At 60.6% G+C, this 14,807-nt stretch carries 11 protein-coding genes and 1 tRNA gene; 5 read left to right on the plus strand and 7 right to left on the minus strand.

Annotated features, from left to right (window positions below; genetic code table 11):
* Positions 1-227: 227 nt before the first annotated feature.
* The 4 genes from QMX93_RS25860 to QMX93_RS25875 all read left to right on the plus strand — a co-directional run bounded on the left by QMX93_RS25860 (position 228) and on the right by QMX93_RS25875 (position 4,140).
* A complete protein-coding gene (locus QMX93_RS25860) occupies positions 228-1,931 on the plus strand; it encodes an amidase (RefSeq protein ID WP_282358410.1) in 1,704 nt (567 codons plus the stop codon).
* A 217-nt stretch (positions 1,932-2,148) separates the two neighbouring features.
* Positions 2,149-3,414 (plus strand): OprD family porin, encoded by a 1,266-nt coding sequence (locus tag QMX93_RS25865; protein WP_282358411.1) that lies wholly within the window; start codon positions 2,149-2,151, stop codon positions 3,412-3,414.
* 197 nt (positions 3,415-3,611) lie between these two features.
* Positions 3,612-3,857, plus strand: coding sequence for a type II toxin-antitoxin system ParD family antitoxin (locus QMX93_RS25870; protein WP_282358412.1), 246 nt, complete (start codon positions 3,612-3,614; stop codon positions 3,855-3,857).
* A complete protein-coding gene (locus QMX93_RS25875) occupies positions 3,850-4,140 on the plus strand; it encodes a type II toxin-antitoxin system RelE/ParE family toxin (protein ID WP_053120007.1) in 291 nt (96 codons plus the stop codon). The genes QMX93_RS25870 and QMX93_RS25875 overlap by 8 nt, the downstream gene beginning before the upstream one ends.
* Positions 4,141-4,204: 64 nt before the next feature.
* Here the strand turns inward: QMX93_RS25875 and QMX93_RS25880 are convergent.
* The 7 genes from QMX93_RS25880 to fdnG form a co-directional block, all read right to left on the minus strand.
* Positions 4,205-4,300: transfer RNA gene (locus tag QMX93_RS25880), tRNA-Sec, on the minus strand.
* A 6-nt stretch (positions 4,301-4,306) separates the two neighbouring features.
* Positions 4,307-6,223, minus strand: coding sequence for a selenocysteine-specific translation elongation factor (gene selB / locus QMX93_RS25885; RefSeq protein WP_282358416.1), 1,917 nt, complete (start codon positions 6,221-6,223; stop codon positions 4,307-4,309).
* The gene (selA, locus tag QMX93_RS25890) at positions 6,220-7,623 is read right to left on the minus strand and encodes an L-seryl-tRNA(Sec) selenium transferase (RefSeq protein ID WP_282358417.1); all 1,404 of its coding nucleotides are present in this window, start codon (positions 7,621-7,623) and stop codon (positions 6,220-6,222) included. The genes selB and selA overlap by 4 nt, the downstream gene beginning before the upstream one ends.
* Before the next feature lie 45 nt (positions 7,624-7,668).
* Positions 7,669-8,595, minus strand: a complete 927-nt coding sequence (fdhE, locus tag QMX93_RS25895) for a formate dehydrogenase accessory protein FdhE (protein WP_282358413.1) — start codon at positions 8,593-8,595, stop codon at positions 7,669-7,671.
* Positions 8,596-8,598: 3 nt separating this feature from the next.
* Positions 8,599-9,264: a formate dehydrogenase subunit gamma gene (locus QMX93_RS25900; RefSeq protein ID WP_053120000.1), complete on the minus strand. Its 666-nt coding sequence runs from the start codon at positions 9,262-9,264 to the stop codon at positions 8,599-8,601.
* A complete protein-coding gene (gene fdxH, locus QMX93_RS25905; protein ID WP_034154153.1) occupies positions 9,261-10,196 on the minus strand; it encodes a formate dehydrogenase subunit beta in 936 nt (311 codons plus the stop codon). Before fdxH ends, QMX93_RS25900 begins: the two co-directional genes overlap by 4 nt.
* A 14-nt stretch (positions 10,197-10,210) precedes the next feature.
* Positions 10,211-13,276 (minus strand): formate dehydrogenase-N subunit alpha, encoded by a 3,066-nt coding sequence (gene fdnG, locus QMX93_RS25910; RefSeq protein WP_282358414.1) that lies wholly within the window; start codon positions 13,274-13,276, stop codon positions 10,211-10,213.
* 288 nt (positions 13,277-13,564) lie between these two features.
* Here fdnG and QMX93_RS25915 point away from each other — a divergent pair, with 288 nt between their 5' ends.
* Complete coding sequence (locus tag QMX93_RS25915) at positions 13,565-14,719, plus strand: PatB family C-S lyase (RefSeq protein ID WP_282358415.1); 1,155 nt, start codon at positions 13,565-13,567, stop codon at positions 14,717-14,719.
* The last annotated feature ends 88 nt before the right edge of the window (positions 14,720-14,807 follow it).

The following is a 14,807-nucleotide window of genomic DNA, read 5'->3' on the forward strand; positions in this document are numbered from 1 at the left end:
GGCTCACTCCTACAGTTGGAACGCATTTCAAATGTAGGAGTGAGCCTGCTCGCGATGGAGCCAGTCGGGATGAAAATCGGTGGTAGGGCAATCCCGCCGATTACTCCGCGCGCCGCTTGGTGTTAAATAGGCGCCAGTCTTCACCTTGTCGCTTAAAGCTGTGCAACGAGAACCGATATGAACATCCATTCCAAGAAAAACACCCACATTCAAACGGCGGTGACCGCATGATCGAAGTCACCGAAGTGTCCATTGCGCAACTGCGCGCTGCGCTGGAGTCCGGCCAGACCACCTCGGTCGAGCTGGTGCAGGCCTACCTCGCGCGCATCGACGCCTACGACGGCGTCGACACCCCGACGGCGCTGAATGCCGTGGTGGTGCGCAACCCTGAAGCGCTGAACGAAGCGCAAGCCGCCGATGCCCGTCGCGCCAAAGGTGAAACCCTTGGCCCGCTTGACGGCATCCCCTACACCGCCAAAGACAGTTATCTGGTCAAAGGACTGACCGCCGCGTCCGGCAGCCCGGCGTTTGCTGATCTGGTCGCCTATCGCGACGCCTTCACCATCGAGCGCCTGCGCGCGGCCGGGGCAATTTGCCTGGGTAAAACCAACATGCCGCCGATGGCCAATGGCGGCATGCAGCGTGGCGTTTATGGCCGCGCCGAGAGCCCGTACAACGCTGATTACCTGACCGCACCCTTCGCTTCCGGCTCGTCCAACGGCGCCGGGACTGCCACCGCTGCCAGCTTCGCCGCGTTCGGTCTGGCCGAAGAAACCTGGTCCAGCGGTCGCGGCCCGGCCTCGAACAATGGCCTGTGCGCCTATACGCCGTCGCGCGGCGTAATTTCGGTGCGCGGCAACTGGCCGTTGACCCCGACCATGGACGTCGTCGTGCCGTACGCGCGCACCATGGCTGACTTGCTCGAAGTGCTCGACATCGTCGTCGCCGAAGACCCGGACACCCGTGGTGATCTGTGGCGTCTGCAACCGTGGGTGCCGATCCCGAGCGTCAGCTCCGTGCGCCCTGCGGCTTATGCTGATCTGGCCGCTGACGCGAAAGCGCTGGCCGGCAAGCGTTTCGCCGTACCACGCATGTTCATCAATGCCGATCCTGAGGCTGGCACCAGCGAAGCACCGGGCATCGGTGGCCCGACTGGCCAGCGCATCAACACCCGCGAATCGGTGATCGATCTGTGGAAACAGGCACGTCTGGCACTCGAAGCGGCGGGCGCTGAAGTGATCGAAACCGACTTTCCGCTGGTCTCCAACTGCGAAGGCGATCGCCCCGGCGCGCCGACCGTGTTCACCCGTGGTCTGGTCTCGAAAGAGTTTCTTCACCATGAGCTGTGGGATCTGACCGCTTGGGCGTTCGACGACTTCCTGCAAGCCAACGGCGATCCGAAGCTCAATCGTCTGGTCGACGTCGACGGGATGAAAATCTTCCCGCACGAGCCAGGCACCCTGCCCAACCGTGAGGGCGATCTGGTCGCCGGCATGGACGAATACGTGCGCATGGCTGAACGCGGGATCACGCCGTGGAATGAAATCAGCACCGTGCCCGATGGCCTGCGCGGTCTTGAAGAGACGCGTCGCATCGATCTGGAAGAGTGGATGGATAAGCTCGGTCTCGACGCCGTGCTGTTCCCGACGGTGGCCGATGTGGGCCCGGCGGATGCCGACGTTAACCCGGCATCGGCGGATATCGCCTGGAGCAACGGCGTCTGGGTGGCCAACGGCAACCTCGCGATCCGTCACCTCGGGGTACCAACCGTGACCGTGCCGATGGGCGTGATGGCCGACATCGGTATGCCGGTCGGCCTGACCTTCGCCGGTCGCGCTTACGACGATTCGAGCCTGCTGCGCCTGGCCGCCGCATTCGAATCAACCGGCAGCAAACGTCAGATCCCGCCACGCACCCCGCCATTGTCGTAACTATTAATATCTGAAATGCAATTTAACCTGTGGGAGCTAGCCTGCTGGCGATGAGGGAGGAACATTCAACATCATTGTTGAATGAACTGACGCTATCGCCAGCAGGCTAGCTCCCACAGGGTTTGTGTTGTGTCATCAAGTCAGCACATTGGCTCAATCGCCTGCTCTGAAATCCCGCGATCATCGGTGCCACTTCAATTGCTGCTGGCCACCGACCATGATCCATCGCGCACCCTCGCGTCTCACCCTGTTTGCGCTGCTCTGTGGTCTGAGCGGAGCTGCCTCAGCCGGCGATTTCTTCGACGACGCCAAAACCGAAATCATTCTGCGCAACTTCTATTTGAGCAACGACTACCGATCCCCCTCGCCCAGCGGAAAAAACTACAAACAGGAGTGGGCTCAAGGGTTTATCGGAACCTTCTCATCAGGTTTCACTGAAGGAACACTTGGCTTCGGCATCGACGCCCACGCCTTTTCCGGGTTTAAACTCGATGGCGGCAAGGGCCATTCCGGCACGGGTTTGCTGCCGGTTGACAGTGACGGCCGCAGCGGAAGCAACTACTCCAGTGCCGGCGGTGCACTCAAGCTGAGAACCTCGCGCACCACTCTGGCGTTCGGCGAAATGACCGTAGAAACGCCGGTCTTCGACACCTCCGACAAACGCCTGCAACCGGAATACGCAACGGGTTTGCTGCTCAACAGCCAAGAGATCGACCACCTCAATCTGGTCGCCGGTCATTTCACCGCATTCAAGAATCAGGACAGCTCATCGGGCAAAGGCGATTTTTACGGCTACGGCGCCAATACCGAAGCCGGCGGCATCAGTTTTATCGGGGCCGATCTGTTCGCGGACAGCCCTCTCGGCGGCGCGCTCTACGCCTCTGACCTGAGCGACACCTGGCGCCAGTACTACGGCAATCTGCATTTCAAGCAATCCGGTCTGCTGCTCGACGCCAACCTCTACCACACCCGCGACACTGGCCAGGCGCTGGCCGGCGCGATCGACAACACAGCCTTCAGCCTGTCCGGCAAATATGCCTTCGGCGCGCACGCAGTAATGCTTGGCTGGCAGCGAGTCAATGGCGACACGCCGTTCGATTTTGTCGGCGGCGACTCGATCTACCTCGCCAACTCGATCAAATACGCCGACTTCAACGGCGCCCACGAACGCTCCTGGCAAGCACGCTACGACCTCGACCTCGGTGCCTTCGGCGTCCCCGGCCTGACCTTCATGACCCGCTACGTCACCGGCGACCACATCGACGGCACCCACGCCCCGGTTGGCGGCGCGTATCAACTGCAGCAAGGCGATGGCGGCAAGCACTGGGAGCGCGACATCGACATGAAATACATCGTCCAGTCCGGCGCGGCAAAAGACCTCTCAGTACAACTCTCCCACGTCTCCCACCGCGCGAACGAAGCCCAGTCCGGCGACGACATCGACCGTATCTACGTCGTCATCCAATACCCGCTCGCCTTCTGACAAAACACAATCACCCTGCCCGAAACACAATCAAAACTGTGGGAGCGAGCTTGCTCGCGAAGGCGGCGCATCAGTCGCCCGCGATGTTGACTGACCCACCGCTTTCGCGAGCAAGCCCGCTCCCACAAGAGAGCACCTTAGCGCACCAATAGTATGATAAATTCCGCACTATTGACCCTTTCACTGGAGGCCCGATCATGGGAACCGTTCGAAAAACCATCACCGTGACTGACCAACAAGATAACTGGATCAAAGCTCAAATCGACGCCGGCCATTACACCAACGACAGCGAATACATTCGCGATCTGATCCGACGTGAACAAGAACGCACTACTGAACTTGAAACGATTCGTGCAGCGCTTCGCGAAGGTGAGTCCAGCGGCAAACCACGCCCCTTCGATCCAGAGGCGTTCAAACAGAGAATGCTGACTACGCATGGCTGAATATCGCCTGACACCTGCTGCCGAGGGCGACCTCGAGGCGATCTGGAGTTATACCGCGCAACAATGGGGTCTGGATCAGGCAAATCGTTACATCGATATTCTCACCACTGCATTTGCTCAATTGACTGAGCGTCCCAAAACAGCACCCGCCTGCGATGCCATCCGTGTTGGTTATCGGCGCTGCAGCGTAGAACGGCACATGATCTACTTTCGCATTACGGCCTATGGCATTGCGATCATTCGAATCCTGCATGATCGGATGGATGCGCAACGCAAACTTTGAACATCAAAAGATCGCAGGCTTTTGTAGGAGCTGCCGAAGGCTGCGATCTTTTGATTCTGATAATTGGCGGAAGGCAGCCGGAGTCGAACCTGCCCGGGAACGGATGCCGTCCCCAACCGGGTTTGAAGCCCGGCCGCGCCACCGGGCGCGATTGCCTTCCTTGAACTCAGTGCGCGCTGGTGTTGGCCAGTGCGTTGTCGTAGCGGATTTGCCGTGCTTCGCCGCTGCGCCGGGTCAGGCCGAGGCGGTCGAAGTATTCGAGGAACTGAATACAGCGTTTGCGTCCCAAGCCTAGCGCATCGCGGAAGGTTGTCACCTGGATCTGCGGATTTTCCTTGGCCAGTTGCAGGAGGATCGCCGCCATCCTGCGCAGTTGGCTGTCGCTGAGGAACAGGTCGCGCACCACTTGATGCATCAAACCCAGCCGCGCCAGTTTGCGCAACAGCAAACGCACCACGGCGTCATCCTCACCAAGCATTTTCGCCACGTCGCGCAGCCACGGCGGATCGAAGCCGCCGTTTTCAAACAGCGGTTGCAGTCGCTGCCAGAGGATTTCGTCTTCGGCATTCAGACGCACCTGGTGATCCGGCAGATGCAGCCACGGGCCACTGGCAGAGATCGCGCCGGCATCGCGCAATTCGTCGAGCAGACTGGCAAACGTCGAACGTTCCAGCGGCAGCGCACTGAAGCGTCTCAGGCGATCACGATCCGGGCCCATCTGATCGGGCTCCAGTTCATGAAACTTCGCCAATTGCTCCAGCAGGGTGAATTTCAGCTGCCCCCAGCGCTGCACGTTGAATAGCACCGGGCCTTGGCGCGTCTCGATCAGGCGCACATTCTCAGGCAAAGACCAGCTTGCGCGCGGACGATTGAATTGGCGTTCCAGCCGTTGCGGGCCGAGGCCGCCGGCGCTGTGATCAAGCAACGCTGACAACACCTGCTCAAAACTCTCGCTGTCAGCCAACGCCTGCAACTGCGCCAAACGCTCAGGACTGCGGCGCTGTCGGGCCGGGGCAAACGGATCCAGCACGCGCCCACCGCCGAGGGTGCGCTGAGCGCTGGAATCACGCAGGATCAGCCGATCGCCCTTCACCGCATGCACCGGCGCGTTGATCAGCAGTTGCGCGAACATCCGCTCACCAGCACTCAGCCGCGATCCTTCAAGCAGCGCCACCCGCGCGATCACGTCCTGCGTGCCGAGATGCACATGCACCGGATGAAAATGCTCGAAAGTCCGTTCGCCCGGCAGCAATTGAAATTCGATATCCACGCGCTGAGTCGGGGCGTGCAGCCAATCGCTCAGCAGCCATTGCCCGCGATGGATCTGCGCCAGTTCCAGGCGTTCGCCGCTCAGATTCATCGCCACCCGTTGCCCAGCGAAGGCTTGCTCAGCAGCCTGATTCTGCGCGTGCAACCCGCGCACCTTCACCGATTTCCCTGACGGCCCGAGCGTGAGTTTATCGCCCACCGAGACCTCGCCCGACAGCGCCGTACCCGTTACCACAATCCCCGCACCGGCGACGCTGAACGCCCGATCAATGGCCAATCGAAAACCACCCGCACGACTGCGTTCCAGCACTTCACGTTGCGTTTGCAGCAACAGTTCGCGCAGTTCATCAACGCCCTGCCCGGTCACGCTCGAGACAATCACAACCGGCGCCTCGGCAAACGGCCCGGCCTCCAGCAGATCGCGCACCTGGCGCTGCACTTCTTCCACCCTGCCCGCCTCGACCCGGTCGCACTTGGTGATCGCCACCAACGCGCGCGGAATGCCGAGCAGTTCGACGATCGCCAGATGTTCACGGGTTTGCGGCATCACGCCGTCATCCGCCGCAACCACCAGCAACACCAGATCAATGCCTTGCGCCCCGGCGAGCATGTTATGGGTGAATTTTTCGTGCCCCGGCACATCGATAAATCCAGTCAGGCCCGCGCCCGGTTCGAGTTCGGCATACAGATAACCAAGGTCAATGGTCATCCCGCGTTCGCGTTCCTGCGGACGACGATCACCGCTTTGTCCGGTCAGCGCTTGCAGCAGCGATGTCTTGCCGTGGTCGATATGCCCCGCTGTGCCGACAATCACGGCTCGACCTGCAACTGCGGCAATTGCGCCAGCCACGCCGGTTCATCGTCGAGTTGGCGCAGATCCAGCCACAGCGCATCGTCGTCGATACGGCCGAGCACCGGGATCGGCAACGCGCGCAGTGCCGCTTCAAGATTCAACAAGCAACGCCCGCGCAATCGCTTGGAAACGTGCGGGCGCAGACACAACGCCGCACTCGGCAAACGCGCCACCGGTTGGCTGCCGCTGCCGATCATGCCCAAGGCCTCAACCGCACGTACCTGCCAACCCTCGCCCAGCACTTCAGCCAGCGCCGGTTGCAAGCGCGAGGCCTGCGCAAAGATGTCCGCCTGCGGTCGAGTCAGCAGTCGCAGACTCGGCAGACGCTCGGCCAATCGATCCGGATCGCGATACAAACCCAGCACCGCTTCCAACGCGGCCAAGGTCAACTTGTCGACACGCAACGCGCGTTTCAGCGGGTTCTTCTTGATCTTCGCGATCAGCTCTTTGCGCCCGACGATCAATCCGGCCTGCGGCCCACCGAGCAATTTGTCGCCGCTGAAGGTGACGATGTCCGCACCATCGAGCAGCGCCTGACGCACCGTCGGCTCGGCCGGCAAACCCCAGCGCGTCAGATCAAGCAAACTGCCGCTGCCCAGATCCTCCAGCAACGGCAAAGCATGCCGATGCGCCAACTCGGCCAGCTCAGCGGTGGGCACCCGCGCGGTAAATCCTTCGATGCTGTAGTTGCTCGCATGCACGCGCATGATCAAGCCGCTGCGTGGGCTGATCGCCGCTTCGTAATCGCGCGCATGGGTGCGATTGGTCGTGCCGACTTCGTGCAGACGCACGCCGGCGCGGGCCATGATGTCAGGAATGCGAAAGGCGCCGCCAATCTCGATCAGTTCGCCGCGCGAGATGATGCCTTCCTTGCGCGCGCCAAGACTGTTGAGCGTCAGCAGCACCGCAGCGGCATTGTTGTTAACCACGGTGACGGCTTCGGCGCCGGTCAGTTCGCGGATCAGGCCTTCGATCAAATCATCGCGATCACCGCGCTTGCCGCTGGCCAGATCGAATTCGAGATTGAGCGGATAACGCGCGGCCATTTGCACGGCTTCGATGGCTTCGTCCGGTAACAAGGCGCGGCCCAGATTGGTGTGCAACACGGTGCCAGTGAGGTTGAACACCCGGCGCACGTTACTGCGTTGTTGCTGCGCCAAGCGTTCGCCGACGCGACCGGCGAGCACTTCGGGGCTGATTTCAACCGCCGACAATTGCCCGCTCAACACGCCGGGACGCAGTTCATCGAGCAGTTGGCGCAAGCTTGCCAACAACGATTCACGCCCATGACGCGCAAGCAAAGGCACACACGCAGCGTGACGCAACAAACCATCAATGGAAGGTAACCGCAGGGACATCAGCCACTCCTGGAGACAGATCACTGCGCCAGAGTGTAGACGCTCAGATCATTCGTCTCCCGGTGCCAGCAACAGATTCGGCGCCAGACGCTGATAACCGTCCTGTGCCAGTCGCATGTCCAGCAGCAAACTGCCGAGATCCGCCGACAGCGCCTCGGCGTCAGCATCGTTTTCCAGATAAACCAGTTTCAGATAACTGTTACACCCCGGACAGACCTCAGCCCGCAACGGCGCCTGATTCGCCGCGTGGCGATCATCCTCAAGGCTGAAATAATCCAGGCCCTTGCTCGATTCGCAATACACGCACTTGACCCGCACCACATGCCATTCGCAGGCACACAGTGAACAGACCAGATATCTCAAACCGTTGTGCTTGCCACGATGACGGATCACCCCCGCCATCGCCGGTGAACCACAAGCCGGGCACTGGCTGAGGCTATCGCCAGGTTTCAATTTGAGATCCGGCGCAGTGAGCAACCAATGGCTCCACGCCGTTTGCAGCGCCGCGCCGAGAAACGGCACCAATTGCGCCGGCACCATCGAATATTGGCCGCTGACCAGCGCCACGGCCCACGCGCGCAACTGGCCGGAACTGGCGCCGCGCAAAGTGTCGACCGCCTCGACAACAGCAGGCTGCTCACCCGGCTGATAACGTTGCAACAAAGCCTCGAGATAAGCCTGCCAACCCTCCTCGCGCACCAACGTATCCGCCGCGAACGGCGGCAAACCATGCTGCTGACACGCCTCGATCCGTTGCTGATCAAACGGCGCGGTCAGTGGCGGATCGTCGAACACCTGCTGCTGAACCCGGCATAAACCGGCGATCAGGCGCAGATACTCGGCCAACGGATGCCCCTCGGCCAACTGCTCGAGACGATCAGCGCGCAGGGAAAACAGATTGTGCGGCGGCAGGTGCAGAAACGGCGGCGAACTGGCCGCCGCTTCAATTTCCCCAGGTTCAAGAATGGTTGGCAAAAGTCAGCCCTTTTTGGTGATCGGTCGCTCCGGCACGTCCGGCTGACGTTCGTCGCGGGTGATGTCGCGATACCACAGTTCATGGTGTTTCTTCGCCCAGGCGCGGCTGACCCAGCCGTGCATCATCGCGTCCACCGAACCCTTGATCCACAGCCCGGCGTAGATGTGAATGATGATGCTCAGCACCAGCACGAACCCGGCGAGCGCGTGCAGAAGCATCGCCCAGCGGATCACGGTGATGCCGAAAAACGCACTGAAGTACGCGCGCCAGATCACCAGTCCGGTGAACAGCAACCCGAGCATGCACAGCAGTAAAGTCCAGAACAGCAGCTTTTGCCCGGCGTTGTATTTGCCCACCGGCGGTACGCTTTCTTCATCGTTGACCAGTACCCGATCAATGCGGCGCATCCACTTCCAGTCGTTGTCGATAAAGAAGTTCGCGCGCCAGAAACGGAACACCAGACCGAGGAACAGCACGAACATCGCCACACCCATAAACGGATGCAAAATCCGCGTCCATGGCCCGCCGCCAAACAGGTTGCTCAGCCAGAACAGCGACGGATGAAACAACGCCAGTCCGGACAGTCCGGCCATGAAAAACAGGATCGCCACCAGCCAGTGATTGGTGCGCTGGTTGGCGGTGTAACGCAGGATCGTCTTGTTGCTCATGGCCGCTCCTCCCCGCGTGGATCGAAGGTGTGCACCGCCGGGTCAACGACGTGCACCGAAGTGTCGGGCGGCGTTGGATGTTCATCTTCTTCGACCCGGTTCGGGCCGATGCGCACGTAATGGAAGAACCCGGCCAACACCGCCGCGCCCATGGCCAGCAGGCCCAGAGGTTTGCTGATGCCTTTCCACAGGCCCACCAACGGACTGATTGCCGGATCCTGCGGCAGGTTGGCGTAGATCGTTGGCGTGTCGGCGTGATGCAACACGTACATCACATGCGTGCCGCCAACGCCTGCCGGGTCATACAAACCGGCGTTTTCAAAACCACGGCTTTTCAGGTCAACGATGCGTTCGGCAGCGTGTTCCTTCATGTCCTCCTTGGTGCCGAAGACGATGGCGCCGGTCGGACAGGTTTTCACGCAGGCCGGCTCCAGGCCTACCGCCACGCGATCCGAACACAAGGTGCACTTGTAAGCCTTGTGATCTTTCTGCGAAATGCGCGGAATGTTGAACGGGCAACCGGTGATGCAATAACCGCAGCCGATGCAGTGATCCTGATCGAAATCGACGATGCCGTTAGCGTGCTTGATGATCGCGCCGGGGCTCGGGCACGCCGCCAGACAACCGGGCTCGGCGCAGTGCATGCAGCCGTCCTTGCGGATCAGCCATTCGAGGTTGCCGGCATCGGTTTCGTGTTCGGTGAAGCGCATCAACGTCCAGGTTTCCGCGCTCAGATCCTGCGGGTTGTCGTAGGTGCCGTGGTTGTGGCCGACCTCGTCGCGCAGCTCGTTCCACTCCGAGCAGGCGACCTGGCAGGCCTTACAGCCGATGCATTTGGTGGTGTCAATCAGCTTCGCCACCGCCTCCTGATTCCGCACCGACGGCGGCACCGTTGTGGTGGCCGAGCGGGCAATGATGTCTTGGCTGGCCATTTAAAGATTCTCCATCAGAGCTTCTCCACGTTGACCAGGAATGACTTGGATTCCGGGGTCTGTGTGTTGCCATCGCCGAGGAACGGCACCAGGGTGTTGGTCAGGTAACCGTGACGCGTCAGGCCGGTGAAACCCCAGTGCAGCGGGATGCCGATCTGATGCACGACCTGGCCGTTGACCTGCAACGGCCGGATCCTCTTCGTCACCACCGCCACCGCTTCGATAAAGCCGCGTTTGCAACTGACCCGCACGCGATCGCCGGCAGCGATGCCCTTTTCTTTCGCCAACACTTCGCCGATTTCCACGAACTGCTCGGGTTGGGCAATCGCGTTCAACTTGCAGTGCTTGCTCCAGAAGTGGAAATGCTCGGTCAACCGGTAACTGGTGCCGGCGTAGGGGAAGTCCTTGGCCTCGCCGAGGGTTTCCCAGACCGAATCGAAGATCCGCGCCGCCGGGTTGCTGGTGGCTTTCTTGTTTTGCGGGTGCAGCGGGTTGATGCCGATTGGCGTTTCGAACGGCTCGTAGTGCTCGGGGAAAGGGCCTTCGTTCATCTTGTCGACGGCGAAGAATCGCGCCACGCCTTCGGGGTTCATGATGAACGGGTTCATCCCGGCTTCTGGTGGCACGTCGGCCTTGTAGTCCGGCACGTCGGTGCCGCCCCAGGCTTTGCCGTTCCACCAGACCAGACGTTTTTTCGGATCCCACGGTTTACCGGAAACATCTGCCGAAGCGCGGTTGTAGAGAATCCGCCGATTGGCCGGCCACGCCCACGCCCAGCCCAAATGCTGGTGCATGCCATACGGATCGGCATTGTCGCGTCGGGCCATCTGGTTACCCGCTTCAGTCCAGCTACCGGCGAAAATCCAGCAGCCGGACGCGGTGCTGCCGTCATCCTTGAGCAAGCCGAACCCGGCCAGTTGCGAGCCAGCCTTGACCGCCACGCCTGTGGCATCGGTGAAGTCAGCCACCGCGCTGCCGTTGATTTCCTTGGCCAGTTCTTCCGGCGAAGGCTCGTCGGGGATCTTGTACGGCCACGTCAGTTTCAACAGCGGATCAGGGAATTTGCCGCCCTCGGCCTGATAGCGCTTGCGCAGGCGCAGGAACAGTTCGGCCATGATGCGAATGTCGGTCTGCGCTTCGCCCGGGCCATCAGCGCCTTTCCAGTGCCATTGCAACCAGCGACTGCTGTTGACCAGCGAACCGTCTTCTTCAGCAAAACAGGTGGTGGGCAGGCGAATGACTTCGGTCTGGATCTCCGCGCTTTTCACATCGTTGTACGGCCCGACGTTGTGCCAGAACTCCGAGGTCTCGGTGGCGAGCGGATCCATCACCACCAGCCATTTCAATTTCGCCAGTGCGCCCATCACGCGGTTTTTGTCCGGCAGCGCGGCGATCGGGTTGAAACCCTGGCAGAAGTAGCCGTTGACCTTGCCCTGGCTCATCAGGTCAAACATTTTCAAGACGTCGTAGTTGGGGATGTCGAGTTTCGGCAAATGGTCGTAGCACCAATTGTTTTCGGCAGTGGCGTTGGCGCCGTACCACGACTTCATCAGGCTGACGTGGAATTTGCTGTAGTTCTGCCAGTAGGACAATTGCCCCGGTCTGAGCGGAACCTGCGTGCGCTTGTGGATGAACTGACCGTAGTCCTGCTCGCTGTCGCTGGCCAATGTCAGGTAACCCGGCAGCGCATTGGAGAGCAAGCCAAGGTCGGTCAGGCCCTGAATGTTGGAGTGCCCGCGCAAGGCGTTGACGCCACCGCCGGGCATGCCGACGTTGCCCAGCAGCAGTTGCACCATTGCCGCGCTGCGGATGATCTGCGCGCCGATCGAGTGCTGCGTCCAGCCGAGGGCGTAGAGAATCGTCATGGTCTTGCCCGGAATCGAGCAGGTGGCGATTTCGTCCCAGATTTTCTGCATGGCGTCGACCGGCATGCCACAGATCTGGCTGGCGAGGTCGATGTTGTAGCGGCTGTAATGCACCTTCATCAATTGATAGACGCAGCGCGGGTGTTGCAGGGTCGGATCGACTTTGGCAAAGCCGTCATCACCCATCTCGTAACCCCAACCGGACTTGTCGGTGTAGCTGCGCTTGGCGACGTCGTAGCCGCTGAAGATGCCGTCTTCGAAGCCGTAGCCTTCTTTGACGATGAACGAGACGTCGGTGTAATTGCGCACGTACTCGTGCTGGATTTTGTCCTCGGTCAGCAGGTAATTGATCAGCCCGCCCATGAAGGCGATGTCGGTGCCGGTGCGGATCGGCGCGTAATAGTCGGCCACCGAAGCGGTGCGGGTAAAACGCGGATCAACCACAATCAGCCGCGCAGCGTTGTGCGCTTTGGCCTCGGTCACCCATTTGAAGCCGCACGGATGCGCTTCTGCTGCGTTGCCACCCATCACCAGGATCAGATTCGCGTTGGCGATATCAGTCCAGGTATTGGTCATGGCACCACGGCCGTACGTCGGGGCAAGACTTGCCACCGTCGGGCCGTGTCAGACACGCGCCTGGTTATCAAACCCCAGCATGCCGAGACTGCGAATCACCTTCTGGGTGATGTAACCGGCTTCGTTGGACGCCGCCGACGCCGCAAGAAAACCGGTGCTCAGCCAGCGATTCACCGTTTGCCCGTTGGCATTTTGTTCGATGAAGTTGGCGTCGCGGTCGGTCTTCATCAGGTCGACGATGCGATCAAGCGCTTCGTCCCAACTGATCCGCGTCCATTCACTACTGCCCGGCTTGCGCGTTTGCGGGTAGAGCAAACGGCCGGGGCTGTGAATGAAGTCGAGGAGGCCTGCGCCTTTCGGGCAGAGGGTGCCGCGGTTGACCGGGTGGTCGGCGTCGCCCTCGATGTGAATGATGTTTTGCGCAACGTTCTTCGCAGCATCGCCCTGGCTGTACATGATCAAACCGCAGCCGACCGAGCAATACGGGCAGGTGTTGCGGGTTTCATGGGTGTGGGCAAGCTTGAAGTGGCGCACCTGCTCGGCGAAGGCCAGCGTCGGGGCCATGCCCAACGCGCCCAGGCTCGAGCCTGCAAGGCCGATACCGGCGACCTTGAAGAACTGACGACGGCTGAGATCCATCGTGCACTCCTGATCAGGTGGAACCCGGTACTTGTGCCGGGTTTTATCTGGACAAACACGGTTGCGGCAAACGTCTGCCGACCTTTTCACTGTAGACAAAGACCATACGTTCTGTGTGAAAACCGACCGTCGGAGGCTGCAGAGCCTTTGTAGGAGCTGCCGAAGGCTGCGATCTTTTGACTTTGCTTGTAAAAAACAAGATCAAAAGATCGCAGCCTTCGGCAGCTCCTACAGGGGTTGAGGGTTTATCATGGCGCCCATGAACAACCCGCCTTCACGAGACCGCGCATGACTTTCGATTTTGATCAGCTATTCGACCGCCACAACACCGGCAGCACCAAGTGGAGCCGCTACCCGGCCGACGTGTTGCCGATGTGGGTTGCTGACATGGATTTCGCCGCGCCGCCGGTAGTCATCGAGGCGCTGCAACAGCGCTTGTTGCACCCGCTGGTGGGTTACAGCGTTGCTCAGGACTGCCTGCGCGAAGCCATCGTCGCCGACCTCTGGGCCAAATTCGCCTGGAAGGTCAAACCGCAAGAGCTGATCTTCCTGCCGGGCGTTGAATCCGGTTTCAACATGGCGTTGAAAGCGCTGGTGCAGCCGCAGCAAAACGTTGTGGTGCAAGTGCCGAACTACCCGCCGCTGCGCCATGCGCCGGGGCATTGGGGGTTGAACAAGGTCGAGCTGGAATTCAATGCTCAGGCGGACGGCACCTACTTGACGCCGCTGGACGTATTGCGTGATTCGCTAAACGGTGGTGGCGCTCTATTGCTGAGCAACCCGCACAACCCATTGGGCAAAGTATTCGGTCGCGAAGAGCTGCAAGCCGTGGCCGATATTTGCGTGGCGCAGGACGCGTGGATCATCTCCGATGAGATTCACGCCGAACTGTGCTTCGACGGCCGCGTACACATTCCGACCGCCTCGCTGAGCCCGGAAATTGCCCGGCGCACCATCACCCTGATGTCGGCTAGCAAGGCTTACAACATCGCCGGCCTGAAGACCTCGTTCATGATCATTCAGGACGCTGCCCTGCGCCAACGCGTCAACCACGCCCGCTGCGGCATGGTCGACAGCGTCAACCCGCTGGGCATGGAAGCGACCCGCGTGGCGTATAGCGAAGGCGCGCCGTGGCTGGCCGAGCTGAAAACCTATCTGCAAGCCAACCGTGATTATCTGGTAGATGCGGTGCGCAGCCGTTTGCCGGGCGTGACGATTAATGTGCCGCAAGGTACTTATCTGGCGTGGCTGGATTGCTCGGCGCTGGATCTGGCCAACCCGCAGCAGTTCTTCCTTGAGCAAGCCAAGGTTGGCCTCAGCGCCGGTCTGGACTTTGGCGATCAGCACCAACAGTTCGTACGCCTGAACTTCGGCTGCCCACGCTCGATGCTGGAAGAAGGCATTGCGCGGATGGAGCGTGCTTTGGCTAACCGCAATACCTAAACCCGCAGCAGATCCCCTTGTAGGAGTGAGCCTGCTCGCGATAGCGGCCTGACATTCAACATCAATGTCAGCTGAAATACCGCTATCG

The organism is Pseudomonas sp. PS01303 (assembly GCF_029959385.1).
Lineage (GTDB): Bacteria > Pseudomonadota > Gammaproteobacteria > Pseudomonadales > Pseudomonadaceae > Aquipseudomonas > Aquipseudomonas rustica.

What these genes read in the sequence shown, in the direction of transcription:
- QMX93_RS25870 (WP_282358412.1), top strand. Translation starts at nt 3,612, where the DNA reads ATGGGAACCGTTCGAAAAACCATCACCGTGACTGACCAACAAGATAAC.
- QMX93_RS25875 (WP_053120007.1), top strand. Translation starts at nt 3,850, where the DNA reads ATGGCTGAATATCGCCTGACACCTGCTGCCGAGGGCGACCTCGAGGCG.
- QMX93_RS25915 (WP_282358415.1), top strand. Translation starts at nt 13,565, where the DNA reads ATGACTTTCGATTTTGATCAGCTATTCGACCGCCACAACACCGGCAGC.
- QMX93_RS25900 (WP_053120000.1), bottom strand. Translation starts at nt 9,264, where the DNA reads ATGAGCAACAAGACGATCCTGCGTTACACCGCCAACCAGCGCACCAAT.
- QMX93_RS25860 (WP_282358410.1), top strand. Translation starts at nt 228, where the DNA reads ATGATCGAAGTCACCGAAGTGTCCATTGCGCAACTGCGCGCTGCGCTG.
- fdxH (WP_034154153.1), bottom strand. Translation starts at nt 10,196, where the DNA reads ATGGCCAGCCAAGACATCATTGCCCGCTCGGCCACCACAACGGTGCCG.
- QMX93_RS25865 (WP_282358411.1), top strand. Translation starts at nt 2,149, where the DNA reads ATGATCCATCGCGCACCCTCGCGTCTCACCCTGTTTGCGCTGCTCTGT.